Genomic DNA, 26,952 nt, shown 5'->3' with positions numbered 1-26,952 from the left:
GTCTGTCCGCCACACCACCACCGATACCGGAGTCCACGGGGTCCCATGACCGAACGAACCGCCGCCCGAGCCAGCGACCGCCTGGTGGTCCGCGGCGCACGGGAGCACAACCTCAAAGACGTCTCCCTCGACCTGCCGCGCGACGCGCTCATCGTGTTCACCGGGCTGTCCGGGTCGGGGAAGTCCAGCCTGGCCTTCGACACCATCTTCGCCGAGGGCCAGCGCCGCTACGTCGAGTCGCTGTCGGCGTACGCCCGGCAGTTCCTGGGGCAGATGGACAAACCCGACGTCGACTTCATCGAAGGGCTGTCGCCGGCGGTCTCCATCGACCAGAAGTCGACCTCGCGCAACCCGCGGTCGACCGTCGGCACCATCACCGAGGTCTACGACTACCTGCGCCTGCTGTACGCCCGGGCCGGGCACCCGCACTGTCCCGTGTGCGGCCGGCCGATCGGGCGGCAGACGCCGCAGTCCATCGTCGACCAGGTGCTCGAGCTCGAGGACGGCGCCCGGTTCCAGGTGCTGGCGCCGGTCATCCGCGAGCGCAAGGGCGAGTACGCCGACCTCTTCCGCACGCTGCAGTCGCAGGGCTATTCCCGCGCCCGCGTCGACGGCACGGTGTACCAGCTCACCGACGTCCCGAAGCTGAAGAAACAGGAGAAGCACACCATCGAGGTGGTGGTCGACCGGCTGGCGGTGAAGGAGTCCGCGAAGCGGCGGCTCACCGACTCCGTCGAGACGGCGCTGCGGCTGTCCGGCGGCCTGGTCACGCTCGACTTCGTCGACCTGCCCGAGGACGACGACCACCGCGAGCGGGTCTACTCCGAGCACCTGTACTGCCCGTACGACGAGCTGTCGTTCGAAGAGCTCGAGCCGCGGTCGTTCTCGTTCAACTCGCCGTTCGGCGCCTGCCCCGAGTGCACCGGACTGGGCACCCGCATGGAGGTCGACGAGGAACTGATCGTCCCCGACCCGTCCAAGAGCCTCGACGGCGGCGCGCTGGCCCCGTGGGCGCCCGGCAGCACGTCCGAGTACTTCGACCGGCTGGTCACCGCGCTGGGCGAGGCGCTCGGGTTCCGCACCGACGTGCCGTTCGAGAAGCTGCCGAAGAAGGCCCGCGAGGCCGTCCTGCACGGCTACCCCGAGCAGGTGCACGTCCGCTACAAGAACCGGTACGGCCGCGAGCGCTCCTACTACACGTCCTACGAGGGCGTGCTCCCGTGGGTGCGGCGCCGCTACGCCGAAGCCGAGTCCGACGCCAGCCGCGAGCGGTTCGAGGGCTTCATGCGCGAGGTGCCGTGCCCGGCCTGCGGCGGCACCCGGCTCAAGCCGGTGGTCCTGGCGGTGACGGTGGGCGGCAAGAGCATCGCCGACGTCGCCGCCCTGCCCATCGGCGAGTGCGCCGAGTTCCTGCGCACCCTGAAGCTGTCCGAGCGCGAGGAGCAGATCGCCGCGCGGGTGCTCAAGGAGGTCAACGAGCGGCTGCAGTTCCTGGTCGACGTCGGCCTGCACTACCTCAGCCTCAACCGCGCGTCGGCCACGCTGGCCGGCGGTGAGGCGCAGCGCATCCGGCTGGCCACGCAGATCGGGTCCGGCCTGGTCGGCGTGCTGTACGTGCTCGACGAGCCGTCCATCGGCCTGCACCAGCGCGACAACCACCGGCTGATCGAGACGCTCATCCGCCTGCGCGACCTCGGCAACACGCTGATCGTCGTCGAGCACGACGAAGAGACCATCAAGGTGGCCGACTGGGTGGTCGACATCGGCCCGGGCGCCGGCGAGCACGGCGGCCAGGTCGTCGTCAGCGGCACCCTCGACGACCTCCTGGCACAGGAAGACTCCCTGACGGGCGCGTACCTGTCCGGGAAGCGGCGCATCGACATCCCGCCGGTACGGCGTCCGCCCACCAGGGACCGCGCGCTCAAGGTCGTCGGGGCACGGGCCAACAACCTCAAGGACGTCACCGTCGGCTTCCCGCTCGGCTGCTTCGTCGCCGTCACCGGCGTCAGCGGCTCGGGCAAGTCGACGCTGGTCAACGACATCCTCTACACCTCGCTGGCGAAGGAGATCTACAACGCCAGGGCGGTGCCGGGCCGGCACAAGCGCATCGAGGGCATGGCCCTGGTCGACAAGGTCGTGCACGTCGACCAGTCGGCCATCGGCCGCACGCCGCGCAGCAACCCGGCCACCTACACCGGCGTCTTCGACGTCATCCGCAAGCTGTTCGCCGAGACGCAGGAGGCGAAGGTCCGCGGCTACCAGCAGGGCCGGTTCTCGTTCAACGTCAAGGGCGGGCGCTGCGAGGCGTGCTCCGGCGACGGCACGATCAAGATCGAGATGAACTTCCTGCCCGACGTCTACGTGCCCTGCGAGGTCTGCCACGGCGCCCGCTACAACCGCGAGACGCTCGAGGTGCACTACAAGGGCAAGAGCATCTCCGAGGTGCTCGAGATGCCGATCGAGGAGGCGACGGAGTTCTTCGCCCCGGTCGAGCGCATCGCCCGGCACCTGCGCACGCTCAAAGAGGTCGGGCTGGGGTACGTGCGGCTCGGCCAGCCGGCGCCGACGCTGTCCGGCGGCGAGGCGCAGCGGGTCAAGCTGGCGGCCGAGCTGCAAAAACGGTCCACCGGCAAGACCATCTACGTCCTCGACGAGCCCACCACCGGGCTGCACTTCGAAGACATCCGCAAGCTCATCGGCGTGCTGCAGGGTCTGGTCGACAAGGGCAACACGGTCGTCGTCATCGAGCACAACCTCGACGTCGTCAAGACCGCCGACTGGATCATCGACATGGGCCCCGAGGGCGGCACCGGCGGCGGTACCGTCGTCGCGACCGGCACGCCCGAGCAGGTGGCCAAGGTCGAGGCGTCGCACACCGGCGGGTTCCTCAAGGAGATCCTCGGGGTCTGAGGGGGGCGCTGACCCCACCACTTCGTTGCGCGCGCAATCCGTTCCGGTCACTGGTACGTACAAGAAAAAGGACGGCGGCGGCCGGAGCCATCGGCGGGTCACGGTCGTTGAGACTGTGCGAGCCGGCGGCGATCGTCGCGCGCCGGCCGCGTTGACGCAGCCGACACGGAGAGGCCATCGATGGAGCAGCACCACACGGCAACCACCCTGACCCGCGAGGCGGACGGCCACCAGGCCGATGGCGACCACCGCGGCGACCACACCGGCAGTGACCACGCCGGCTGTGGCCGCTGCATCGGCCGCCGCACCGCCTTGATGGGCATGGGCGCCGTCGGCGTCGCGGGCCTGCTGGCCGCCTGCGGCGGGGGCGACGACGAGCCGAGCACCGGCGGCGCGCCGTCCGCGACCACCGAGCCCAGCGCCGAGCCTCCGTCCAGCGAGGCCACCACACCGGCCGAGCCGGCGCCGGAGGCGACGACGCCCGCGGAGGAGGAGCCGGCCGGCGAGGCGATCGCCACCACCGCCGACGTGCCGGTGGGCAGCGGGTTCATCAACGACAGCGCCGGGGTCGTGGTGACCCAGCCCGCGGCGGGCACGTTCGTCGCCTTCAGCGCCACCTGCACGCATCAGGGCTGCGCGGTCACCACGGTCGCCGACGGCCTGATCACCTGCGACTGCCACGGCAGCCAGTACAACGTCGCCGACGGCTCGGTCGCACGCGGCCCGGCCGAGCAGCCGCTGCCGCCGGTCGCGATCGTCGTCGACGGCGACCAGATCCTGGCCGGCTGACGCAGGACGGCACCCGGTCGCAGCCCGCGTGAGGGGCGGCGACCGGGTGCGTCACCGGGTGTTCGAGCCCGGCCGGCCAAGGCTGCCCGTGGTCGGCCGGGCCGAGGCCGATCCCGGGTGGCTGACGGGGCCGCACCCGGCCGGTGCGAACGGGGTGAACCAGGCGGCCGGGTGCGGCGTCAGTGGGGCGGCGTCAGGTGCCCGGACGCGGCTCCGTGGGCGGCGGCTCCTCGTCGCCGAACAGCGACGGACCCGGCGGGTCGGCCGGCTGGTCCGACGGCGCGCCGTACGACGGTGCGTCGTAGGACGGCGCCGTGGCGGCCTGACCCATCGGCGAGTCGAAGTTCGACGGCGACAGCTTGCGCCACCACTCGCGGGCGGTGTTGATGCCGCCCACGCCGAACGCGATGGTGCCGGCGGCCAGGATCGCCAGCGGCAGGTACTGCAGCAGCGTGTTCTCGATCTTCGACGTCACCGACGGCGCGAAGTCCAGCGTGTCGAACGCCGCCAGGACGCCGACCACCAGCACGCCGATGCGCACGGCGCTGCTGACCCAGCTCATGTTCCGGCTGTCCGCGAACGGCCGGACGACATTCGCCGCCCAGTTCGCGATCGCGGCGGCCACGAACAACACCAGAAGCGCGACGGCCACCAACGGCAGATACGCGATCAGGCGATTCAGCATCGACGTGAGCTCGTCGATCTGCAACACCTCGGCGGCGATCTGCACGAAGATGACGAAGATCAGGAAATAGGCCACCTGACCGATCAATGCCACGCCATTCGTGCCGGCCTGGCGCAAGGTGTTCTCGATGCCCGCCGCCTCGGTCAGCCGTCCGGCGCCGACTTTTTCCAGGCCGGTTGTGAGCAGCCGCCGGATCAGTTTGGCGACCCAGTGCCCGACCAGCAGCAGTAGCAGCGCGACCAAGAGGCGCGGCACGAAGTCGCCGATGTCGGAGCCGAGCCGGCTGAACGAATCGCCGAGTTGGTCGACGAAATTCTCTGTTCGCACAGATGTGGGCATTCCATGCCTCCCGCCCTGTCTCGAATTTCTCCCGAACCTAGTTGCGGGCGGCTAATGGGTCGGTGCGATTCCGATTTGTTCCGGCTGTTCGGCCGAGGGAGGTGTGAGAATTGTCGGCACATCGCGGCACAATGCCGGGCGGCCGCCCGGTCACGCCGACGGCGAACGCCGCGGTGCCATCGCTGTCGGTGCGAGGTCATAGGCTGTCAGTCGTGGCCGATCCGACGACGTACCGTCCGGCCCCGGGGTCGATCCCGGTGGAGCCCGGGGTCTACCGCTTCAGCGACGCCAGGGGCCGCGTCATCTACGTCGGCAAGGCCAAGAGCCTGCGGTCGCGGCTGTCGTCGTACTTCCAGGACCTCTCCGCCCTGCACCCGCGCACGTTCGCCATGGTCACCACCGCGGCCAAGGTCGAGTGGACGGTCGTGCGCACCGAGGTCGAGGCGCTGCAGCTGGAGTACTCCTGGATCAAGGAGTTCGACCCGCGGTTCAACGTCCGCTACCGCGACGACAAGTCCTATCCGTACCTCGCGGTCACGCTGAACGAGGAGTTCCCGCGGGCCATGGTCATGCGCGGGGCGAAGAAGCGCGGCGTCCGCTACTTCGGCCCGTACGCCCACGCGTGGGCCATCCGCGAGTCGCTCGACCAGCTGCTGCGGGTGTTCCCGGTGCGCAGCTGCTCCAAAGGGGTGTTCAACCGGTCGAAGCAGATCGGCCGGCCGTGCCTGCTCGGCTACATCGGCAAGTGCTCCGCGCCGTGCGTCGGCCGGGTCGACGCCGACGAGCACCGCGACATCGCCGACGACCTCGTCGCGTTCCTCGAGGGCAAGACGGCGGGCTACATCCGGCGGCTGGAGAAGGAGATGAAGGGCGCCGCGGCGGAACTCGACTTCGAGCGGGCCGCCCGGCTGCGCGACGACATCGCCGCACTCGACCGCGCCATGGAGGCCAACGCCGTCGTGCTCGGCGACGGCACCGACGCCGACGTCGTCGCACTGGCCGAGGACGCGCTCGAGGTCGCCGTCCAGGTGTTCTACGTGCGCGGCGGACGGGTCCGCGGGCAGCGCGGCTGGGTCGCCGACAAGTCCGACGACGTCCCCGCCGGCGAGTTGGTCGAGCGGTTCCTGCTGCAGCTCTACGGCGAGCTGGACGGCGAGGTGGCGGTGCCGCGCGAGGTGCTGGTGCCGGCGCTGCCCGCCGACGCCGGTGAGGCGGCCGCGCTGACCGAGCTGCTGACGGAGTTGCGCGGCGGCCGGGTCGACATCCGGGTGCCGCAGCGCGGCGACAAGCGGGCGCTGCTGCAAACCGTCGCCGCCAACGCCAAGCAGTCGCTCAACCTGCACAAGACGAAGCGGGCCAGCGACCTCACCACCCGCAGCCGGGCGCTCCAGGAGGTCCAGGAGGCGCTCGAGCTGGACGAGCCGCCGCTGCGCATCGAGTGCTACGACATCTCCAACCTGGCCGGCACCGAGGTGGTCGCGTCCATGGTGGTGTTCGAGGACGGCCTGCCGCGCAAGAGCGAGTACCGCAAGTTCACCGTCCGCGGCGAGCAGGGCGGCACCGACGACGTCGCGTCCATCCGTGAGGTGCTGATCCGCCGGTTCCGCCGGCTGCGCGAGTCCCACCAGGCCGACCAGGACGAGGCCGCGGCCGACGGCACCGAGACCGCCGAGGCCGGCATCGCCGCGCCGGAGCTGCGCCCCGGCATCGACCCCGAGACCGGCCGGCCGCGCAAGTTCGCCTACGCTCCCGGCCTGGTGGTCGTCGACGGCGGCCAGCCGCAGGTCAACGCGGCCCGGCAGGCCATGGACGAGGCCGGCGTCAGCGACATCCCGGTCGTCGGACTGGCCAAGCGCCTGGAGGAGGTGTGGCCGCCCGACTCCGACCACCCGATCATCCTGCCGCGCACCAGCGAGGGCCTCTATCTGCTGCAGCGGGTCCGCGACGAAGCGCACCGGTTCGCCATCACGTTCCACCGGCAGCGCCGCTCCACCTCCATGGTCGACAGCCTGCTCGACGGCGTGCCCGGCCTCGGCCCGGCGCGGCGCAAGGCGCTCATGAAAGAGTTCGGCTCGCTGAAACGGCTCCGAGCTGCGACCATGGAGCAGATCGCGGAGGTCCCCGGCTTCGGTCCTGCGACGGCGCAGGCGGTGGTCGACGCGCTGGCGGAGCGCCCGGCCGTCCCGGCCGTGAACACCGCAACCGGCGAGATCCTCGATCCGTGACCAGCGATGGCCACGGGTCGCTCGCCGGACGCGCCCCGACAACAGCTAAACAGCCACGCCCTACACCGCACAAGGGGATCGCACCATGACCGACCAGGGCCGTCCGGAGGCCTCGGAGAAGCTCGACCTGCTCCTGGTCACCGGCATGTCCGGTGCCGGGAAGACGGCGGCGACGGCTGCTCTCGACGACATCGGCTGGTTCGTCGTCGACAACCTGCCGCCGTCGTTGCTGATGGACCTCGTCACCACCGTCACCCAGCGCACCGACCTCCGCCGCGTCGCCGTCGTCGCCGACGTCCGCGGCGGCGTGTTCTTCGGCGAGCTGCGCGGCGCACTCGACCGCCTCACCGAGCAGGGCTACCGCCCGACCGTGCTGTTCATCGAGGCCGGCGACGAAGCCCTCGTCCGCCGGTTCGAGTCCGCGCGGCGGCCGCACCCGCTGCAGGGCGGCGGCCGCATCCTCGAGGCGATCGAGCGCGAGCGCGAAGAGCTGGCGTCGCTGCGGGTCGCCGCCGACGTCGTCATCGACACCTCGCTGCTCAACCCGCACGAGCTGGCCGGCCGGGTCCGGTCGGCGTTCTCGGCGCCCGAGATCACCGGGCTGCGGGCCATCGTCATCTCGTTCGGATTCAAGTACGGTCTGCCGGTGGACGCCGACATGGTCGCCGACATGCGCTTCCTGCCGAACCCGCACTGGGTGCCGCACCTGCGGCCGCAGAACGGCACGGACGCCGAGGTCAGCGACTACGTGCTGACCCAGCCGGGTGCCGAGGACTTCCTCGAGCACTACAGCGAGCTGGTCGCCATGGTGGCGCCCGGGTACCTGCACGAGGGCAAGCGGTTCGTCACCATCGGCATCGGCTGCACCGGCGGCAAGCACCGCAGCGTCGCGATGAGCGAAGAGCTCGCGCAGCGGCTGCGCAAACAGGGCATCGAGACCCTCGTGGTCCATCGCGATCTCGGACGGGAATGACGGGAACACTCACCAGCACGACGGGCGACGTCGCCCGCGGCCGGCTCGCCGGCCCGAAGGTGGTCGCCCTCGGCGGCGGGCACGGTCTGGCGGCGTCGCTGTCGGCCCTGCGCCGCATGGCCGGGCGGCTGACCGCCGTCGTCACCGTGGCCGACGACGGCGGCTCCAGCGGGCGGCTGCGCGAGGAGCTGGGCGTGCTGCCGCCCGGCGACCTGCGCATGGCGCTGGCCGCGCTCTGCGGTGACGACGACTGGGGCCGCACCTGGGCGCGGGTGCTGCAGCACCGGTTCCTCAGTGGGGGAGAGCTGCACAACCACGCGGCCGGCAACCTGCTCATCGTCGCGCTGTGGGAGCTGCTCGGCGGCCACGTCGAGGGCCTGGACTGGGTCGGCCGGCTGCTCGGCGCCCAGGGCCGCGTGCTGCCGATGGCACTGGTCCCGCTGACCATCGAGGCGCTGGTCGGCGTGCCGGCCGCGGAGCCCGGCGCGCCGCGCGAGATCTTCACCGTCACCGGCCAGCACGAGGTGGCGACGACCGAGGGCGACATCGTCGCGGTCGGGCTGGTCCCGGAGAACCCGCCGGCCTGCCCCGAGGCGCTGGAGGCCATCGCCGACGCCGACTGGGTGGTGCTCGGCCCCGGCTCCTGGTTCAGCAGCGTCGTGCCGCACCTGCTGGTCCCCGAGATCCGCGACGCCCTGGTGACGACGTCCGCGCGGCGGGCCGTCACGCTCAACCTGTCCGAGGAGGGCGGCGAGACCACCGGCTTCACCCCGGAGATGCACCTCGAGGTGCTCGGGGCGTACGCGCCGGACCTGCGGCTGGACCTCGTCATCGCCGAGCGGCGCTCCTGCCCGGACGAGAAACTGCTGCGCCGCATCGCCGGCGAGATGGGCGCCGAGCTGGTCGTCGCCGACGTCGCCGACCGCGACGGCACCGCCCAGCACGACCCCGTCCGGCTGGGCCGCGCCTACGCCCGGACGCTCGGCAGCGGCCGCATCGGCCCCTGGCGCTGACCCGCCGCCTCCCCGCCCGTCCGCCCAGCCCGTCCGCCCAGCCCAAGTTGATCTTGGAGTTGCCCGGCCATCTATGGGACAAATCGCCCGGCAATTGCCGAAGAACTCCAAGATCAACTTTGGGGAGGGTCGAGGGGTGGCCGTTCGGGGAGCCGTCGTCCGGCATGCAGCGACCGCGACCGGACGGACCCTCCGGTGTGGCAGGATCACGGCATGGCGATGACAGCATCCGTGAAGGACGAGCTGGCTCGCCTCGAGGTGACAAGGACGTGCTGCCGCAAGGCTGAGGTGTCGTCGCTGCTGCGCTTTGCCGGCGGCCTGCACATCGTCAGTGGGAAGATCGTCATCGAGGCCGAGTTGGATACGGGGGTCGCGGCCCGCAGGCTGCGACGTGACATAGCGGAGGTGTTCGGCCACGACAGCGACCTCGCGATGGTCGCGGCCGGTGGGTTGCGCAAGGGGAGCCGTTACATGGTGCGCGTCGTGCGCGACGGTGAACGGCTGGCGCGCCAGACGGGGTTGATCGACGGCAGCGGGCGGCCGGTCCGCGGGCTGCCGCCGCAGGTGGTGAACGGCGCCGACCACGACGCCGAGGCGGCGTGGCGGGGCGCGTTCCTCGCGCACGGGTCGCTGACCGAGCCGGGGCGCAGCTCCGCGCTCGAGGTCACCTGCCCGGGGCCCGAGGCGGCGCTAGCGCTGGTCGGCGCGGCGCGGCGGCTGGCGATCTCGGCCAAGGCGCGCGACGTCCGGGGCACCGACCGCGTGGTGGTGCGCGACGGCGACGCCATCGGCGCGCTGCTGACCCGACTGGGCGCCCACGACAGCGTGCTGGCCTGGGAGGAACGGCGCATGCGCCGCGAGGTCCGGGCCACGGCGAACCGGCTGGCCAACTTCGACGACGCCAACCTGCGCCGGTCCGCGCGGGCTGCCGTCGCCGCGGGGGCGCGGGTCGAGCGGGCGCTGGAGATCCTCGGCGAGGACGTCCCCGAGCACCTGCAGAAGGCCGGCCTGCTGCGGCTGGAGAACAAGCAGGCCAGCCTCGAAGAGCTGGGCCAGCTGTCCGACCCGCCGATGACCAAGGACGCCGTGGCCGGCCGCATCCGCCGGCTGCTCGCCATGGCCGACCGCAAGGCCGCCGACGACGGCATCCCCGACACCGAGGCGAACCTCACCCCGGACATGCTCGCCCCGTGAGCGAGCCCGCCCCCGACGGCGGGTGGGCGATGCAGATCGTCGTCCACCTGCCCCGGCCCGGCTCGCCCGAGGGCGACCCGCCCACCCGGAAGGCGCTGCTGGAGGCGGTCGCGACGGCGGTCGGCCGGCTGGTCGACGCGTGCTACGCCGACGGCGCCGACCCCGAGTGGGCCGCCGCGATCCGTCACTACGAGGACGGCTGGATCCGCAAGGTGGTCCGCCGCGCCCGCGGCATCGGCTGGCGGCGCGTCCAGGACCTGCCCGGCGTCGGTGTCGAGCACGACGGCGCCGGCGTGCGGGCGCTGCTGCCCGGCCCGGCCGACGCCGTCCCGGACGACGTGCGCAAGCTGCAGGTCGGCGGCACGGAGGCGGCGGACGATGCGGACGAGGCGACGCCGGACGGCGAGTACGACGACCAGCCCGCCGCGATCACCGTCGTCACGAACCCGGCAGTGACGATGACGGCGGGCAAGGCGGCCGCCCAGGCCGGGCACGCCGCCCAGCTCGCCTGGCACGCGATGCCGTCCGCCCGCCGCGACGACTGGGCCGCCGCCGGCTGCCCGGTCACCGTCCTCGCCCCGACGGACTCGGATTGGGCCACGGCGCTGGCCGGCGCCGCCGTCGTCGTCCGTGACGGCGGCCTGACCGAGGTCAGGCCGGGGACGACGACGGCGATCGCCTGGTGGTGAGCCCGGTCAGGGCTGCGTCACGGTCACGCCGTCCGGAGGCGCTGCACCGTCGGACGCAGGCCCGCCGAGCCGGCCGACCGCGCCCGACGCGGCGCTCTTGATCAGCTGGTCGAGGTCGAGGCCGGTCGCGTTCTTCAGCATCTCGATGGTCTGGACGACGTTGTCGGTGACCTGCCGCGGCAGCGAGCCGACGCCGTCGGTCGACACCACTGTCAGCTTGTCGATCGCGCTGATCGGCGCCGACACCTCGCGGGCGATGCTCGGCAGCACCTCGATCAGCATCTGCAGCACCGCGGCCTCGTTGTAGTGGGCGAACGCCTCGGCGCGCTTGTCCATGGCCTCCGCCTCGGCGTGGCCGCGGGCGAGGATCGACGACGCCTCGGCGTCGCCCTCGGCGCGGACCGCGTCGGCCTCGGCGACCCGGCGCGCCTTCTCGGCCTCACCGCGCTTGGCGCCCTCGATGGCCTCGGCCTCGGCCAGCGCCGCGCGCCGCGCCTTCTCCGACTCACCGACCAGCCGGGCCTCCTCGGCGCGGCCCTCCGCGGCGGCGATGGCGGCGGCCTTGCGCGCCTCGGCCTCGGCGATGTCGGAGTTCCGCTTGGCCTCGGCCTCCTGCTCGACGCGGTACCGCGCGGCGTCGGCGGGCTTGCGCACCTGGGTGTCGAGCTGCCGTTCGGTCAGCGCCGCCTGGCGGACGGCGACCTTCTCCTGCTCGGCGAGGATCGCCTGGTCCTGGTCGGCCTGGGCCAGCGGCCCGGCGGCGGCCGCCCGTGCCGACGCAGCGTCGGTCTCGGCCAGGATCTCGGCCTGCCGTAGCGCCAGCCCGCGCTGAGAGACGGCGATCTCCTCCTCGGCCAGGATGCGGGCCTGCTCGGCGGCCTGCCGGGCGTTGGCCTCGGCGATGGCCGCCTCCTGCCCGATGCGGGCGGCCTCGGGCCGGCCCAGGTCGGACAGGTAGCTGCCGTCGTCGGTGATGTCCTGGATCTGGAACGTGTCGAGGACCAGGCCCTGCCCGGTGAGCGAGTTCTCCGACTCGTCGGCGACGCGCTGGGCGAACGCGGCGCGGTCGCGGATGATCTGCTCGACGCTGAGGCCGCCGACGATGGAGCGCAGCGCGCCGGCCAGGACCTCCTGCGTGAACGTCTCGACCTCTTCCTGCTGGGTGAGGAAGCGCTGCGCGGAGGCCCGGATCTGGTCCTCGTTGCCGCCGACCTTCACGATGGCGACGCCCTCGACGTTGAGCTTGACGCCCTGGCCCGACACGGCGCCGCGGATCTGCACCGACAGCCGGCGGCTGGAGAGGTCGAGGATGTGCAGCTTCTGGACGAACGGGATGACGAACGTGCCGCCGCCCATCACGACCCGCTGCCCGGACAGGTCGGTGGAGATGATGCCGGTCTCGACGTTGCGCACCGCCTTGCCGCGCCGGCCGGTGACGATGTAGGCCTCGTTGGGCCCGGCCACCTTGTACCGGCTGGTGATCAGCAGGACGATCAGGACCAGGAGGACGACGAGGCCGATGACGGTGATGGTCGTTTCGTTCATGCGTGGAACTCCCCGTTGACGGGGCCCGCTACAGGCGGGCGACGGACACGGCGGTGGGTGACAGCACTCCGACGACCGTGACCGCGGCCCCGCTCTCGATCGTCTCGACGGCGCGGGCGTTCAGGCGGGTGAGATGACCGCCGACACTGATGTTGACCACCCCGAAGCCCGCCTCCGGGATGGTCGAGACCACGACGCCGTCGAACCCGATGATGTCGCCGGTGCGCGGCGTCTGGTCGGTGGCGCCGTCCTTGAGCGTCCGCGTCAGCCACACGGTGAGCGCCGCGACCAGCGCCCCGGCTACCGCGCCGAGCCCGAGCGTCGCCGGCGTGCCCAGGTCGGCGGACTCGGCCAGCGAGGCGCAGAAGCCGAACGCCGACACGAACGCGGCCACGGCGGCACTGGAGAACCAGTCGCCGAGGTGCAGGACGCCGTCCAGGAACTCACCGGCGAGCAGCGACACCAGCAGGAACGCCAGCCCCGCGACGCCCAGGACGAGATAGATGGTCACCCGTGGATCCCCCTCCCGGCGACGTGGTCGGGCCGATGGTAGCGGGTGCCGCTCCGGGGGACGAGCACGGTACTACCATGCGGATGACGGGCCACTCAACGTTTCCGGCAGCGATGCCCTAATGTTTCGTCTGGGTCACCACGACGGGGTGGACGACCGTTCTTGTACGCCCCTCACCGTGAGGAGTATCTCCTGATGACCGTACGTGTAGGCATCAACGGCTTCGGCCGGATCGGCCGCAACTTCGCCCGCGCGGTCTTCGCGCAGGGCGGCGGCGACATCGAGATCGTCGGCGCCAACGACCTCACCGACACCAAGACGCTCGCGCATCTGCTCAAGTACGACTCCATCCTCGGCACGCTCGCCGACGTCAGCTACGACGGCGACACCATCAGCGCCGGCGGCCAGTCGTTCAAGGTGCTGACCGAGCGCGACCCCGCCCAGCTGCCCTGGAAGGAGCTCGGCGCCGACGTCGTCCTCGAGTCCACCGGCTTCTTCACCGACGCCACCAAGGCGAAGGCGCACGTCGACGGCGGCGCGCAGAAGGTCGTCATCTCCGCCCCGGCGAAGAACGAGGACGTCACCGTCGTCATGGGCGTCAACGAGAACGAGTACGACCCCGCCGCGCACACCATCATCTCCAACGCGTCCTGCACCACGAACTGCCTGGCCCCGCTGGCCAAGGTGCTGCACGACACGTTCACCATCGAGCGCGGCCTCATGACGACGGTGCACGCCTACACCGCCGACCAGAACCTGCAGGACGGCCCGCACAAGGACCTGCGCCGGGCCCGCGCCGCCGCGCTGAGCATCGTCCCCACCAGCACCGGTGCGGCCAAGGCCATCGGCCTGGTGCTGCCCGAGCTCAAGGGCAAGCTCGACGGCTTCGCCCTGCGCGTCCCGGTGCCCACCGGCTCGGCCACCGACCTCACCGTCACGCTGTCGCGCGAGGTCACCCTCGACGAGGTCAACGCCGCGTACAAGGCGGCCGCCGAGGGCGCACTGGCCGGCTACCTGCGCTACACCGAGGACGAGATCGTCTCCGCCGACATCGTCACCGACCCCGCGTCGTGCATCTACGACTCCGGCCTGACCCGCGTCAATGGCGACCAGGTCAAGGTCGTGGGCTGGTACGACAACGAGTGGGGCTACTCCAACCGGCTGGTCGACCTGGTTCGCTACGTCGGCACGTCGCTCTGAGGATGAGGGGAATCGACGAGCTGGGGGACCTGCGCGGTCAGCGGGTCCTCCTGCGCTCCGACCTCAACGTGCCGCTCGATGCCGAGACCATCACCGACGACGGCCGTGTGCGGGCGTCGGTGCCGACCATCCAGCAGCTGGCCTCGGCCGGCGCCCGTGTCGTCGTCATGGCGCACCTGGGCCGGCCGAAGGGCGCGCCCGAGGCGAAGTACTCGCTCGCGCCGGTGGCCAAGCGGCTGTCCGAGCTGCTCGGCGCCGACGTCGCGTTCGCCGCCGACACCGTCGGTGAGAGCGCGCGCAAGACGGTAGCCGCGCTGGCCGACGGCGACGTCGCGCTGCTCGAGAACCTGCGCTTCGACGCGCGCGAGACCAGCAAGGACGATGCCGAGCGGGCGGCCTTCGCGGCCGAGCTGGCCGAGCTGGGCGACGTCTTCGTGTCCGACGGCTTCGGCGTCGTCCACCGCAAGCAGGCCAGCGTCTACGACCTCGCCGAGGTGCTGCCGCACGCGGCCGGCCTGCTGGTGAAGGCCGAGGTGCAGGCGTTCGCGAAGGTCCTCGACGACCCCGCGCGCCCGTACGTCGTCGTGCTCGGCGGCTCGAAGGTGTCCGACAAGCTGGGCGTCATCGACAACCTGCTCGAGAAGGTCGACCGCCTGCTCATCGGCGGCGGCATGGCCTTCACGTTCCTCAAGGCCCAGGGCTACGAGGTCGGCGGCTCGCTGCTCGAGGAGGACCAGCTCGACACCGTGCGGGGCTACCTCGACCGCGCGGGCGAGCGGGGCGTCGAACTGGTGTTGCCGGTCGACGTCGTCGTCGCGGCCGACATCAGTGCCGACGCGGCGACGTCGGTGGTGCCGGCGTCGGCCATCCCGGCCGACCAGAAGGGCCTCGACATCGGCCCGGCCACCATCGAGCTGTTCCGCGGCAAGCTGGCCGACGCCAAGACGGTGGTCTGGAACGGCCCGATGGGCGTGTTCGAGCTGGCGCCGTTCGCCGAGGGCACCAAGCAGGTCGCCATCGCCGTTTCCGAGGTCCAGGGCACCAGCGTCGTCGGCGGCGGCGACTCCGCGGCCGCCGTGCGTCAGCTCGGTCTCGACGAAGGCGCGTTCACGCACATCTCGACCGGCGGCGGAGCCTCGCTGGAGCTGCTCGAGGGCAAGGTTCTGCCCGGCCTGACCGTCCTGGAGTCCTGATGGCGACGACCACCCGCCGGCCGCTGATGGCCGGCAACTGGAAGATGAACCTCACCCACCTCGAGGCCATCGCGCTGGTGCAGAAGCTCGCCTTCTCACTCAACGACGACGACCTCGAGAAGGTCGAGGTGGCGGTGCTGCCGCCGTTCACCGATCTGCGGTCGGTGCAGACGCTGATCGACGCCGACCGCTACAACCTCGCCTACGGCGGGCAGGACCTCTCCCCGCAAGACTCCGGCGCCTACACCGGCGACATCTCCGGGGCCATGCTGGCGAAGCTGGGCTGCACGTACGTCGTCGTCGGCCACTCCGAGCGGCGCCAGTACCACGCCGAGACCGACGAGCTGGTCGCGGCGAAGATCAAGGCGGCGTACAAGCACGGCCTCACGCCGATCCTGTGCGTCGGCGAGCCGCTCGAGGTCCGGCAGGAGAACCGGCACGTCGAGCACACGCTCGCGCAGCTCGACGGCGCGCTCGACGGTCTGGGCGCCGAGCAGGCGGCCAGCATCGTCGTCGCGTACGAGCCGGTCTGGGCCATCGGCACCGGCGAGGTGGCCACGCCCGACGACGCCCAGGAGCTGGCCGCGGCCATCCGCGAGCGGCTGGCGAAGCTGTACGGCGCCGACGTCGCGGCGAAGGTCCGGGTGCTGTACGGCGGCTCCGTCAAGGCGTCGAACGTCAAGCCGATCATGGAGCAGCCCGACGTCGACGGCGCGCTGGTCGGCGGCGCGAGCATCAACGCCGACGAGTTCGCACTGATCGCCCGGTACCACCGCAACCCCTGAGCTGCGGCTCCGTGTCCCCGTCACCCGGCGCGTTCGACCCGCCGGGGGCGGGGACATGATTGTCCCAGCCCAACGCCCACCGGCGAGGTCCCGGCGGCGGTGAGACCCACGAGGCAAAGGGAGAGCGTGCACGAGGTACCATTCGGCACGTCGGGCGCGAACGCGTAGTCTTGGAGCGTGCGATCGGCGCTCTGCCGGCTCGCCGATCCGAAAGGACGAAGGCACACCACCGTGGAACTGGCATTCTCGATCCTGCTGGTCATCACCAGCGCGTTGCTGATCCTGCTGGTGCTCATGCACAAGGGCAAGGGTGGCGGCCTGTCCGACATGTTCGGCGGAGGCGTGTCGTCCTCGGTGGGCGGCTCCTCGGTGGCCGAGCGCAACCTCGACCGTCTGACGATCGCGCTGGCTCTCGTCTGGGCCGCCGCCATCGTCGCGCTCGGCCTGCTGAACGCCAGCTAGCAACTCTCAGGAGGACGCACCGTGGTCGGAGGCAACGCGATCCGTGGCAGCCGGGTGGGCGCCGGTCCCATGGGTGAGGCAGAACGCGGCGATTCCGCGCCACGCCGCCGGGTGACGTACTACTGCGAGCACGGGCACGAGAGCTCGCCCAGCTTCGCCGCCGAGGCGGTCATCCCCGAGTCCTGGGACTGCATCCGCTGCGGGCTCCCGGCCAGCCAGGACCCCGAGCACCCGCCGGCCGCGCCGCGCACCGAGCCGTACAAGACGCACCTCGCGTACGTGAAGGAGCGGCGCAGCGACGAGGACGGCGCGGCCATCCTCGAAGAGGCGTTGCAGGCGCTGCGCAAGCGCCGCTCGCTCTAGGGCACGTCTGCTGTTGCGGCCACGAGCCGATGAACCAGGGGACCCATCCCGAAGAGCTGCCGGCCGAGGTCCTGGACGACGTGGCCAGCGTGGCCGGGGCAGAGGTCACTCTTCTCAGTCGCCTACCCGGAGGCGTCAATGGGGGTGCCCTGCGCGTCCAGTTGGCCGGAAGGGCAGATGCAGTTCTCAAAGCAGTGCCCCGGGCACACCCCAACCACCTGGACGAGACGTTGCGAGCCCAGAGAGTGGTCGAGCACATGCGTGGGCGCGGCTATCCCACCCCGGCCTGGCTCGGAGTGGGGGCCACAGCCGCTCATGTATGGCATCTGATGGACTTCGTTGACGCGGCTCCCGCGCCAGAGCTGACCCCGTCCCTCGTTGAGCAGCTGATGGAGATCATCGAACTCCAGGCTGGCCAAGCCTCCGAGCCCTACGACCACTGGTCGTACGCCTGGCGGGTCGCCACCGGTCAGGAATCGGCTGTCGCCGGGCAGGATGTCCCACCACCACGAGAGGCACCTGACATGGTCCATGCCGATCTCTCAACCCCCAGCAATGTCCTGGTCCGTGACGGAGCAGTGGTGGCGGTCGTGGATATCGGGAACGCAGGTAGCGGCACGCGGGCGACCGATCTCACCACCCTCGTGTGGTACACCTTCCAGGATCCGCTGCTGGACGATGTCCGAAGGCGGCTGTGGACGAGAATCCTCGACCTGGTCGGCTGGGAGGGGGCGGCGGTGCTCGCAGCGACACAGATCCTCCACATGCTCGAGATCCCCATCCGTCACGGGCGCCACGATGTCGTTCCAGGGGTGGTCAAGCGCGGCCATCGCGCCCTCGACGAGCTGGCCACCCCGCCGTGATCATCAACCTTCTTGGCTGCTATCACGACGTGGAAGGTTGATGATCATGGAACGAACCGCAGAGCCCCGATCCTGACTCGCGCTAGTTCTGCGCCAGGAACTCCGTTGCCGCGCGGCGCATGTCGTCGCGGAGGTCGGCCGGTTCCAGCACGACCACGTCGCCGGCCAGACCCAGCAGGTAGACGCGGGTCTCGTAGGCCGACTCGAACGTCATGCTCACGTTGGCCCAGCCGTCGTCGTCCGGTGCCGTCTGCGCGTCGATGACGGCGTTGCGGGCCCAGCGCAGGCGGGTGGCGGCGTAGCCCCGGACTCGCAGCCTGACGGGGTAGCGGCGCAGCTCGGCGAAGTAGCGGTCGCTGTGGTGCCGCCAGTGCTCGGTGAGGTCGAAGGCGTCCGGCCGCTCGAACCGCTCGTCCGTGCCGTCGGCGTGGACGATGCGGTCGACCCGGTAGGTGCGGAACTCGCCGGTCGCCTTGCGGGCGACGAGGTACCAGGACCGCTTCTTCGCCACCAGCCCGAGCGGCTCGACGGCGACGGCGTGCGGCGCGCTGCCGTAGGTGAGGTGGACGCGGGTGTCGTCCCAGACCGCCCGCTGCAGCACCGGCAGCCACGGCGACGGCTCGCGCGTCTCCATCCAGTCGGCGTGGTCGACCAGCACCCGCTCGCGGGCGAGGTCGGCGTGCCGCCGGGCGTGCGCCGGCACCGTCGCCAGCAGCTTCGCCTCGGCCGTACCCGCCGCCGCGTCCAGGCCCAGGTCGGCCAGCACGTGCGCCGTCGACGCGACGAACAGCGCGGCGGTCTCGGCGGGGGAGAGGCCGGTCAGCCGGGTGCGGTAGTCCGCCGCCAGCGACCACCCGCCGGCCCGGCCGCGGTCGGCGTACACCGGGAAGCCGGCCGCGCTGAGCGCGTCGAGGTCGCGCTGCACCGTCCGCGCCGACACCTCCAGGCGCCGGGCCAGCTCGCCCGCCGTCAGCCGGCCGTGTGTCTGCAGCAGCAGGATGATCTGGACGAGGCGTTCGGCGCGCATCTCTCCTTTATATGACAGACGGTGTCCTATTTGGGTTCTACGGTGGACGACATGACGTGGAGTACCGACCTGCTCGACCAGCTCGAGTTCTACTGGACCGTCCACTTCCGGCCGCGGCTGGCCGGCCTGACCGACGACGAATACCGGTGGGAGCCGGTCGACGGGGCGTGGAGCCTGCGTCCGACCGGCCCGTACGCAGCGCTGGAGCTGGAGTCCGTCCGGCCCGAGCCGCCGCTCCCGCCCGTCACGACGATCGCCTGGCGGGCGATGCACGTCGGGCGGGACGTGCTCGGCAAACGGGCGCGGGCGTTCTTCGACCCGGCCGCCGCCGACGCGGACATGTACGACGCCCGGCACTGGCCGTCGGCCCTGCCCGGGACGGCCGAGGGGGCGCTGGAGCTGCTGGACTCGGCCTACGCGCTGTGGCGGTCGGGGGTCGCGGGGTTGGACGACGAGGCGATGCTGCGGCCGCTCGGGCCGCGCGGCGGGCCGTACGCCGAGGACTCGATGGCCAGGCTCGTGCTGCACGTGAACCGCGAGGTGATGGCGCACGGCGCCGAGATCTGCCTGCTGCGCGACCTGTACCGGGCGTACGCGGACCAGCGCGACCCGGTCGTGGCAGCGGCCCTGCGCGGCGATGCGACGGCGCTGGCGGGCGCGTCGGGTGCTGACGTGCGGCCGACGCTGGTCGCCGAGGCGGCCGGCCTGCACCATTGGGATGTCGTGCGGGCGCTGGTGACGGCCGGTGCTCCGGTGGACGGGGCGGTGCACTACGCCGCCGGCGCCGGCGAACTGGACGTGGTGAAGCTGCTGGTCGCGCACGGTGCCGACGTCGCGTTGAAGGACGACCGCTTCCACCTCGACGCCGCCGGCTGGGCCGACTTCTTCGAGCACCCCGACGTGGCCGCCCACCTCCGCTCGTCCGCCCCCTCGCCGCGTTGATCATGGAGAAGGTCGGCTCTGGATCGCCTTGGGACCCGACCTTCTCCATGATCAACGCGGCGAGGGGGCGGGAATTCGCGTGACGCGGGGCGTCTGATCGTCGATACTCCACGCGATGCCACCATGAACACCGGCGGGACCGAACCCGGCCCGTCCTCCCGGTACTCCTTGACCGCGGTGGCCGGACGCACCCTCGACGCGATCCCGCCGCCGGCGCTGGTCATGCTCGGCATCGTCAGCGTCCAGCTGGGCTCGGCGTTGGCCAAGGGCCTGTTCGACGAGGTGGGCAGCTTCGGGACGGTCGCGTTGCGGCTGTTCTTCGCGGCGGCGGTGTTGATGCTGCTGTGGCGGCCGTCGGTGCGGTTGAACCGTCGCACCTGGACCGTGGTGCTCAGCTACGGCGTGATCCTCGGCCTGATGAACCTGTGCTTCTACCTGGCCCTTGACCGGCTGCCGCTGGGGATCGCGGTGACCATCGAGTTCCTCGGGCCGCTGGCGGTGGCGCTGGCCGGGTCGAGGCGCTGGCTGGACGCGTTCTGGGCCGTGCTCGCCGCGGGCGGAGTGGTCCTGCTGATGGAGGGACGCGGCGACCTCGACCCCGTCGGCATGCTGTTCGCCCTCGCCGCGGGCGCGTTCTGGGGCCTGTACATCCTGGTCGGCGCCGCGCTGGGCCGTCACACCACGGAGGGCAACGGCCTGGCGCTGGGCATGGCCGTCGCGGCGGTGGTGGCAGTGCCCATCGGCGTGGCGGACAGCGGAACGGCGCTGATCCAGCCCTGGGTGCTGATCGCGGGGCTGGGCGTGGCGCTGTTGTCGTCCGTCGTCCCGTACACGGTGGACCTGGAGGCACTGCGCAAGATCCCGCCGCGGGTGTTCGGCATCCTGATGAGCCTCGAACCGGCGATGGCCGCGCTCATCGGCCTCATCGTGCTGCAGGAGTCGCTGAGCTGGTCGCAGTGGATCGCGGTGATCTGCGTGGTGATCGCGTCGGCGGGCGCCACCCGCGGCGCCCGCCCAGAGCCCTTGCCGCCGGACCGCTGACCGCCGGTCAGGCCGCCCGGGCCTGCGCCACAGCGGCCTTCGGCGGCTTGGCGTCGAACGAGTAGCGCCGCTTGCCCTCGCGCTCCAGCAGCCCGGCGTCGGACAGCCGCTTGAGCACGACCGGGCACGCCTTGCAGCGCGGCCGGTCGCGGCAGCACTTCTTCTTCGCCTTCATCGACGCCATGTGGGGAAGGATAGGCAAGCCTTCCCCGCTTCGTCACATCTGTCCCGATGTATCCGCGGCGATCAGGGCGACGCGAGCCGATCCAGACCGGCCGGCAGCTCGGCCGCCGCGGCACGGTCGAGCAGCCACCGCGTGGCCCGGCTGCCCTGGGCGCCGGCCGCCGGGATCTGCACCGGCCCGGAGCCGCCGAGCGCCAGCCGGACCGCCTGCGCCTTGTCGGCACCGGCGACGACCAGCCAGACCTCGTCGGCGGAGCGGATGACCGGCATGCTCAGGCTGACGCGCTCGGGCGGCGGCTTGGGCGCACCGCGCACGCCGACGACGGTGCGGTCGTCGTGCAGGGCGGGGTGCTCGGGGAACAGCGAGGCGACGTGGCCGTCGGGGCCGACGCCGAGCAGCAGGACGTCGAACGCGGGCGCCCCTGAGTGCAGCCGCTTGTTCGTCTCGGCCGCCAGCACGTCGGCGTAGCGCGCCGCCGCGTCCTCCGGCGTCAGGTCGCCGGACGACGGCGGCATCGCGAACACCCGCGCCGGGTCGACCGGCACGTGGTCCAGCAGCGCCGCCCGCGCCTGGGTCTCGTTGCGGTCCGGGTCGCCGGACGGCAGGAACCGCTCGTCGCCCCACCAGACCGACAGCGCGGACCAGTCGACCGCCGACCGCGCCGGCGACGCCGCCACCGCGCGCAGCGTCGCGATGCCCGCCGTCCCGCCGGTGAGGACGACCGACGCGTCGCCGTGGGCGGCCTGGGCGTCGACCAGGCGGGTGATCAGCCGGGCCGCCACCGCCTGCACCAGCACGTCGGCGTCGCGGTGGATGACGATCGTCGGTGTGGTCATCGCTTGACCTTCGCCTTGGTCCGGGTGATCTTGCCGGTCTCGTGCAGCTCGCCCAGCCCTTCCTGGATGACCTCGCCGTAGATGTCGTCGGGGTCGAGCCGGCGCAGCTCCTCGGCCAGCGACTCGCCGGCGTTTCGACGGGGGAGTGCGACGCGGCGGTCGGCGCGGCCGGGGACGGTCAGCGTCGCCACCTCGTCGTCGGGCCGCTCGATGCCGATGGCACCGGACGGACGGTCCAGCCGGACGCTGAACAGGCCGGCGACGCCGGTCGCCTTGGTCCGCGTCACCGGCACCCGCAGCGTGTGCGCCAGCCACCCGGCCAGCAGGTCGGCACTCGGGTTGTCCGGCCCGCCCACCACCCGCGCGGCCGTGATCTCCTCGTGCGGCGGCTGGTCCAGGGCCGCGGCCAGCAGCGCTCGCCACAGCGTCAGCCGGGTCCACGCGAGGTCGGTGTCGCCCGGCTGGTAGCTCTCGGCCCGTTCCTGCAGGGCGGCGCTCGGCCGCTTGCACGCCGCGGCGTCGGTGATGCGCCGCTGCGCCAGCCGGCCGACGGGGTCGTCGGCGGGCACCGCGGGCGACTCGGCCGGCCACCAGACGACCACCGGGTTGTCCGGCAGCAGCAGCGGGACGATGACGGACTCGGCGTGCCCGGTCAGCGGCCCGAACAGCCGCAGCACGACCACCTCGCTGGCGCCGGCGTCGCCGCCGACCCGGATCTGCGCGTCGAGCCGGGCCGACCCGCGCGACGTGCCCTTGATGACCGCAATGATGCGGCAGGGGTGCTCGTGGCTGGCCTGGTTCGCCGACTCGATGGCGTCCTCGGCGTCGGCCTCCTCAGAGACGATGACCAGCGTGAGGACGCGGCCCAGCGCGACCGCGCCGTGCTTCTCGCGCAGGTCGACCAGGCGCTTGCCGACAGCGCCGGCGGTGGTCGACGGGATGTCGATGATCATGGACGCCTCCAGGTGCGGCCGTCGCGGGCCAGCATCGCGTCGGCGGACTCGGGACCCCAGCCGCCGGGCGGGTACTGCTGCGGCTGGCCGGCGGTCTCGGCCCAGAACTCCTCGATCGGGTCGAGGATCTGCCAGGACAGCTCCACCTCTTCGTGCCGCGGGAACAGCGGCGGGTCGCCCAGCAGGACGTCGAGGATGAGCCGCTCGTAGGCCTCGGGGCTCTCCTCGGTGAACGAGCCGCCGTAGCCGAAGTCCATGGTGACGTCGCGGACCTCCATGGCCGTGCCGGGCACCTTCGACCCGAACCGGATCGTCGTGCCCTCGTCCGGCTGTACCCGGATGACCAGCGCGTTCTGGCCCAGCTCCTCGGTGGCGGTGGATTCGAACGGCAGATGCGGCGCGCGCTTGAACACGATCGCCACCTCGGTGACGCGGCGCCCCAGCCGCTTGCCGGTGCGCAGGTAGAACGGCACGCCGGCCCATCGGCGGGTGTCGATGTCGAGGCGGACGGCGGCGAAGGTCTCCGTCGTGGAGCTCGCCGGGATGCCGTCCTCGTCGAGGAAGCCCTTCACCTTCTGCCCGCCGGCCCAGCCCGCGGCGTACTGTCCGCGCGCGGTGTACTCGGAGAGGTCCTCGGGCAGCCGCACCGCGGAGAGCACCTTCTCCTTCTCCGCCCGCAGGTCCGACGCGTTGAACGACACCGGCTCCTCCATGGCCACCAGCGCCAGCAGCTGCAGCAGGTGGTTCTGGATGACGTCGCGCGCGGCGCCGATGCCGTCGTAGTAGCCGGCCCGGCCCTCGATGCCGATGTCCTCGGCCATCGTGATCTGCACGTGGTCGACGTAGTGGGCATTCCAGGTCGGCTCGAACAGCTGGTTGGCGAAGCGCAGCGCCAGGATGTTCTGGACCGTCTCCTTGCCCAGGTAGTGGTCGATGCGGAAGATCGAGTCGGGCGGGAAGATGCTCTCGACCGTCGCGTTGAGCTGCCGGGCGCTCTCGAGGTCGTGGCCGAACGGCTTCTCGATGATCACCCGCCGCCACTGCTCGGCGCCGTCCGGGTGCGCCAGCCCGGAGCGATCCAGCTGCTTGCTGACGATGTCGAAGGACGACGGCGGGATGGACAGGTAGAACGCGAAGTTGCCGCCCGTGCCCTGCTCGCGGTCGAGCTCGTGGACGGTCTCGGCCAGCCGGTCGAAGGCGTCGTCGTCGGAGAAGTCGCCCGGCACGAACCGGAACCCCTGCGCGAGCTGCCGCCAGGTTGACTCGCGGAACGGAGTGCGCGCGTGCTGCTTGACGGCGTCGTGGACGATCTTGCCGAAGTCCTGCGTGGCCCAGTCGCGCCGGGCGAAGCCGACCAGCGAGAAGCCGGGCGGCAGCAGGCCGCGGTTGGCGAGGTCGTACACCGCGGGCATCAGCTTCTTGCGCGCGAGGTCGCCGGTGACCCCGAAGATCACCAGGCCGGACGGACCGGCGATGCGTGGCAGCCGCTTGTCGCGTTTGTCGCGCAGCGGGTTCTGGTAGTTCACCTCAGGATGCCCCTCAGGGTCTCGATGCCTGCCGTGCGGTCGGTCAGGTGCAGCCGGAGCACCGGACGGTCGTGGTCGGCCAGCACCTGGGCGTCGCCGGCCGCCTGCGCGGAGATCAGCTGCCCGAACGTGAACGGCCGGTCGGGGATCTCCAGGTCCTCGGCCGGCGCGCCGGTGACCTGCAGGTACACGCCCTGCGCCGGCCCGCCCTTGTGGTACTGGCCGGTGGAGTGGAGGAAGCGCGGGCCCCAGCCGAACGTCACCGGCCGCTCGGTGCGCCGCTCCAGCGGGACGCGGACGTCCGCCAGCCCGGCGTCGGGCCCCTCGCGGTCGAGGTAGGCCATGACGGCGAGATAGCCGTCCGGCGCCAGCCGCCCGAGCAGCGCGTCGACCGCGCCGGCGAGGGAGTCGACGCCGTCCAGCAGCCCGGCCGAGCCGCGGACCTCGACGACGCCGTCGGTGAACGCCGGCGCCTCGGGCTCGGGGGTGGCGTCGAGCAGGCCGCGGGCGGCCTTCTTCGCGCTCTCGACGTCGGGCTGGTCGAACGGGTTGATGCCCAGCAGCTTCCCGGCGACGGCCGTCGCGTACTCCCAGAGCAGGAACTGCGCGCCCAGCTCACCGGCGACGACGACGCCCTTGGCGGGCGGCTGGGCGGGCGCGCCCACGATGGCCGGGAGGACGTCGGCGGCGGGGTGGGCGACCTCGGGGTCGTCGACGCTGCCGCTGGCGATCGGCAGGATGCCGGTGCCCAGCTTGCCGGTGGACTCAGCGATCAGCTGCTCCGCCCAGTCGGCCAGGCCGACGATGCCGGAGCCGGCGTCGGCGATGGCGACCTTGTCGCGGCCGTCGACCTTGCCGCCGGCCAGCGCGGCGCCCAGCCGCAGCGCCGGGTTGTCGGGGAGATCGCCGGCCAGCCGGTCGGCGGCCGCGGCCGCCTCGTCCAGCAGGGCGGCGATGTCGGCGCCGGCCAGCCCGCTCGGGACCATGCCGAACGCGGTCAGCGCGGAGTAGCGGCCGCCGACGTTCGGGTCGGCGAGGAAGACCTTGCGGTAGCCGCCGGACCCGGCCAGCTCGGCCAGCCCGGAACCGGGGTCGGTGACGGCGACGATGCGGCCGGCCGCGTCGATGCCGGCCGCCTCGAACGCGGCCGCGAACACCCGCCGCTGGCTGTCGGTCTCGACGGTCGAGCCGGACTTGCTGGACACGACGATCACGGTGCGGTCCAGCCGGTCGGCCAGCGCCCGCCGGACCGCGCCCGGGTCGGTGGTGTCGAGGACGGTCAGCTCGACGCCGGCCGTCCGGGTGATGACCTCGGGCGCCAGCGACGAGCCGCCCATGCCGGCCAGCACGATGCGGTCGAGGCCCTCGGACCGCAACTGCGCCGACAGCGCCTCGATCTCGGCCAGCAGCGGCCGCGACGTCTCGTGCAGGTCGGTCCAGCCGAGCCGGATGGACGCCTCGGGCTCGGCCTCCGGGCCCCACAGCGTGGCGTCCTTCGCCGCGATGCGCGACGCGACCTTCTCGCCGACCAGGCCGTCGACGACGGCGTCCGTGTCGACGCCGTACGTCGTGACGGTCAGAGCGGTCACTTGGCGGCCTCCAGCTTGGCGTTGACGGACTCGAGCAGGTCGTTCCAGCTCGTCTCGAACTTCTCCAGGCCCTCGCGCTCGAGCACCTCGCTGACGTCGTCGAGGTCGACGCCGGCGGCGCGGACCGCGGCCAGCGCGTTCCACGCGTTCTCGCGGTTGGGGCGGATGGTGTCGCCGGTGATGTCGCCGTGGTCGGCCACGGCCTCGATGGTCGCCTCGGGCATCGTGTTGACGGTGTCGGGCGCGACCAGGTCGGTGACGTACATGGTGTCGGGGTAGTCGGGGTTCTTCGTCGACGTCGACGCCCACAGCGGCCGCTGCCGCTTCGCGCCGGCCGCCTCGAGCCGCTGCCAGCGGCCGGCGGCGACGACGTCCTCGTAGGCGGCGTAGGCGAGCCGCGCGTTGGCGACGGCGGACCGCCCGCGCAGCGCCAGCGCCTCGTCGGAGCCGATGGCCTCGAGCCGCTTGTCGATCTCGCTGTCGACCCGGCTCACGAAGAAGGACGCGACCGAGGCGATGCCGTCGAGCGACTCACCGGCGGCGACCCGCTGCTCGAGTCCCGCCTGGTAGGCGTCCATGACCTCACGGTAGCGGTCGATGGAGAAGATCAGCGTGACGTTGACGCTGATTCCCGCGGCGATGGTGGCGGTGATGGCCGGCAGCCCGGCCTTCGTCGCGGGGATCTTGATGTAGATGTTCGGCCGGTCGACCTCGGTCCACAGGTCGCGGGCCTGGGCGATGGTGCCGTCGGTGTCGTGCGCCAGCCGCGGGTCGACCTCGATGGAGATGCGGCCGTCGCCGTTGCTGGTGCGCTGGTGGACCGGGGTGAACAGGTCGGCGGCGGCGCGGACGTCGTCGGTCATGAGGTCGCGCACGGCCGCGTCGGCGTCGGAGCCCTGTGCGGCGTGGCGGCGCAGGTCGTCGTCGTACTGGCTGCTCTTGGTGATGGCGGCCTGGGCGATCGACGGGTTCGTGGTGACGCCGACGACGTGCTTGTCGTCGATCAGCGACTGCAGGTTGCCGGTGGTCAGACGGTCGCGGGAGAGGTCGTCGAGCCAGATGGCGACGCCCTCGGCGGAGAGCTGGGCGAGTGGATCGGTGGACATGGTGTCTCC

At 72.0% G+C, this 26,952-nt stretch carries 25 protein-coding genes; 15 read left to right on the top strand and 10 right to left on the bottom strand.

The features are described 5' to 3' along the window. The first annotated feature begins 45 nt into the window (after positions 1-45). Together uvrA and BLV05_RS24055 are read left to right on the top strand one after the other, a co-directional pair. Entirely contained in the window at positions 46-2,910 is a 2,865-nt protein-coding gene (gene uvrA / locus BLV05_RS24060) for an excinuclease ABC subunit UvrA (RefSeq protein WP_046772527.1), read from the top strand. 180 nt (positions 2,911-3,090) lie between these two features. After that, positions 3,091-3,699 carry a QcrA and Rieske domain-containing protein gene (locus tag BLV05_RS24055; protein WP_197683289.1) on the top strand — a complete coding sequence of 203 codons (609 nt, stop codon included), beginning with the start codon at positions 3,091-3,093 and terminating at the stop codon, positions 3,697-3,699. Positions 3,700-3,892: 193 nt separating this feature from the next. Here the strand turns inward: BLV05_RS24055 and BLV05_RS24050 are convergent, their stop codons facing one another. Next, the gene (locus BLV05_RS24050) at positions 3,893-4,711 is read right to left on the bottom strand and encodes a mechanosensitive ion channel family protein (protein WP_046772526.1); all 819 of its coding nucleotides are present in this window, start codon (positions 4,709-4,711) and stop codon (positions 3,893-3,895) included. Positions 4,712-4,935: 224 nt separating this feature from the next. Between BLV05_RS24050 and uvrC the strand changes: the two genes are divergently transcribed. From uvrC to BLV05_RS24025, 5 genes are all read left to right on the top strand, one after another. Next, a complete protein-coding gene (gene uvrC, locus BLV05_RS24045) occupies positions 4,936-6,948 on the top strand; it encodes an excinuclease ABC subunit UvrC (RefSeq protein ID WP_046772525.1) in 2,013 nt (670 codons plus the stop codon). An 85-nt stretch (positions 6,949-7,033) separates the two neighbouring features. Then, positions 7,034-7,921, top strand: coding sequence for an RNase adapter RapZ (gene rapZ, locus BLV05_RS24040; RefSeq protein ID WP_046772524.1), 888 nt, complete (start codon positions 7,034-7,036; stop codon positions 7,919-7,921). Next, entirely contained in the window at positions 7,918-8,934 is a 1,017-nt protein-coding gene (locus tag BLV05_RS24035) for a gluconeogenesis factor YvcK family protein (protein ID WP_046772523.1), read from the top strand. The genes rapZ and BLV05_RS24035 overlap by 4 nt, the downstream gene beginning before the upstream one ends. 213 nt (positions 8,935-9,147) lie before the next feature. Further along, positions 9,148-10,128, top strand: a complete 981-nt coding sequence (gene whiA / locus BLV05_RS24030; RefSeq protein ID WP_046772522.1) for a DNA-binding protein WhiA — start codon at positions 9,148-9,150, stop codon at positions 10,126-10,128. Next, positions 10,125-10,817 carry a peptidyl-tRNA hydrolase gene (locus BLV05_RS24025; protein ID WP_052763122.1) on the top strand — a complete coding sequence of 231 codons (693 nt, stop codon included), beginning with the start codon at positions 10,125-10,127 and terminating at the stop codon, positions 10,815-10,817. Before whiA ends, BLV05_RS24025 begins: the two co-directional genes overlap by 4 nt. 6 nt (positions 10,818-10,823) lie before the next feature. Here BLV05_RS24025 and BLV05_RS24020 read toward each other — a convergent pair whose 3' ends face one another. Beyond that, positions 10,824-12,362, bottom strand: a complete 1,539-nt coding sequence (locus BLV05_RS24020; RefSeq protein WP_046772521.1) for a flotillin family protein — start codon at positions 12,360-12,362, stop codon at positions 10,824-10,826. 28 nt (positions 12,363-12,390) lie between these two features. Beyond that, on the bottom strand, positions 12,391-12,873 hold the full coding sequence (locus BLV05_RS24015; protein WP_046772520.1) for a hypothetical protein: 483 nt from the start codon (positions 12,871-12,873) through the stop codon (positions 12,391-12,393). Between the two features lie 195 nt (positions 12,874-13,068). On the opposite strand from BLV05_RS24015, the gene gap reads away from it, so the two are divergent. From gap to BLV05_RS38705, 6 genes are all read left to right on the top strand, one after another. Beyond that, positions 13,069-14,073 carry a type I glyceraldehyde-3-phosphate dehydrogenase gene (gene gap, locus BLV05_RS24010; RefSeq protein WP_046772519.1) on the top strand — a complete coding sequence of 335 codons (1,005 nt, stop codon included), beginning with the start codon at positions 13,069-13,071 and terminating at the stop codon, positions 14,071-14,073. 2 nt (positions 14,074-14,075) lie between these two features. Next, positions 14,076-15,266: a phosphoglycerate kinase gene (locus BLV05_RS24005; protein WP_046772518.1), complete on the top strand. Its 1,191-nt coding sequence runs from the start codon at positions 14,076-14,078 to the stop codon at positions 15,264-15,266. Continuing rightward, positions 15,266-16,051 carry a triose-phosphate isomerase gene (gene tpiA, locus BLV05_RS24000; RefSeq protein ID WP_046772517.1) on the top strand — a complete coding sequence of 262 codons (786 nt, stop codon included), beginning with the start codon at positions 15,266-15,268 and terminating at the stop codon, positions 16,049-16,051. The genes BLV05_RS24005 and tpiA overlap by 1 nt, the downstream gene beginning before the upstream one ends. 231 nt (positions 16,052-16,282) lie before the next feature. Next, positions 16,283-16,513: a preprotein translocase subunit SecG gene (gene secG / locus BLV05_RS23995; protein WP_046772516.1), complete on the top strand. Its 231-nt coding sequence runs from the start codon at positions 16,283-16,285 to the stop codon at positions 16,511-16,513. A gap of 21 nt (positions 16,514-16,534) precedes the next feature. Next, on the top strand, positions 16,535-16,876 hold the full coding sequence (locus BLV05_RS23990; protein ID WP_082155801.1) for an RNA polymerase-binding protein RbpA: 342 nt from the start codon (positions 16,535-16,537) through the stop codon (positions 16,874-16,876). 389 nt (positions 16,877-17,265) lie between these two features. Continuing rightward, complete coding sequence (locus tag BLV05_RS38705; RefSeq protein ID WP_197683288.1) at positions 17,266-17,739, top strand: phosphotransferase; 474 nt, start codon at positions 17,266-17,268, stop codon at positions 17,737-17,739. A gap of 82 nt (positions 17,740-17,821) precedes the next feature. On the opposite strand, the gene BLV05_RS23980 is transcribed toward BLV05_RS38705, so the two are convergent. After that, on the bottom strand, positions 17,822-18,766 hold the full coding sequence (locus tag BLV05_RS23980; RefSeq protein ID WP_046772514.1) for a helix-turn-helix transcriptional regulator: 945 nt from the start codon (positions 18,764-18,766) through the stop codon (positions 17,822-17,824). 51 nt (positions 18,767-18,817) lie between these two features. Here BLV05_RS23980 and BLV05_RS23975 point away from each other — a divergent pair, with 51 nt between their 5' ends. Both BLV05_RS23975 and BLV05_RS23970 read left to right on the top strand, forming a co-directional pair. Beyond that, complete coding sequence (locus BLV05_RS23975; protein WP_082155803.1) at positions 18,818-19,708, top strand: DinB family protein; 891 nt, start codon at positions 18,818-18,820, stop codon at positions 19,706-19,708. A 123-nt stretch (positions 19,709-19,831) separates the two neighbouring features. Beyond that, positions 19,832-20,749, top strand: coding sequence for an EamA family transporter (locus BLV05_RS23970; protein WP_052763121.1), 918 nt, complete (start codon positions 19,832-19,834; stop codon positions 20,747-20,749). A gap of 7 nt (positions 20,750-20,756) precedes the next feature. On the opposite strand, the gene BLV05_RS35990 is transcribed toward BLV05_RS23970, so the two are convergent. The 6 genes from BLV05_RS35990 to tal form a co-directional block, all read right to left on the bottom strand. After that, positions 20,757-20,933, bottom strand: a complete 177-nt coding sequence (locus BLV05_RS35990) for a hypothetical protein (protein WP_157524293.1) — start codon at positions 20,931-20,933, stop codon at positions 20,757-20,759. A gap of 62 nt (positions 20,934-20,995) precedes the next feature. Next, positions 20,996-21,769, bottom strand: a complete 774-nt coding sequence (gene pgl, locus BLV05_RS23965) for a 6-phosphogluconolactonase (RefSeq protein ID WP_046772513.1) — start codon at positions 21,767-21,769, stop codon at positions 20,996-20,998. Next, positions 21,766-22,722, bottom strand: coding sequence for a glucose-6-phosphate dehydrogenase assembly protein OpcA (gene opcA, locus BLV05_RS23960; protein ID WP_046772512.1), 957 nt, complete (start codon positions 22,720-22,722; stop codon positions 21,766-21,768). The genes pgl and opcA overlap by 4 nt, the downstream gene beginning before the upstream one ends. Beyond that, positions 22,719-24,248, bottom strand: a complete 1,530-nt coding sequence (gene zwf / locus BLV05_RS23955) for a glucose-6-phosphate dehydrogenase (protein WP_046772511.1) — start codon at positions 24,246-24,248, stop codon at positions 22,719-22,721. Before zwf ends, opcA begins: the two co-directional genes overlap by 4 nt. Further along, entirely contained in the window at positions 24,245-25,837 is a 1,593-nt protein-coding gene (locus tag BLV05_RS23950; RefSeq protein WP_046772510.1) for a glucose-6-phosphate isomerase, read from the bottom strand. The genes zwf and BLV05_RS23950 overlap by 4 nt, the downstream gene beginning before the upstream one ends. Beyond that, on the bottom strand, positions 25,834-26,943 hold the full coding sequence (gene tal / locus BLV05_RS23945; RefSeq protein ID WP_046772509.1) for a transaldolase: 1,110 nt from the start codon (positions 26,941-26,943) through the stop codon (positions 25,834-25,836). The genes BLV05_RS23950 and tal overlap by 4 nt, the downstream gene beginning before the upstream one ends. Between the last annotated feature and the right edge of the window lie 9 nt (positions 26,944-26,952).

Source organism: Jiangella alkaliphila (assembly GCF_900105925.1).
In the GTDB taxonomy this organism is placed as follows: Bacteria; Actinomycetota; Actinomycetes; order Jiangellales; family Jiangellaceae; genus Jiangella; species Jiangella alkaliphila.
This window is presented reverse-complemented; position numbering and strand designations above follow the sequence as displayed.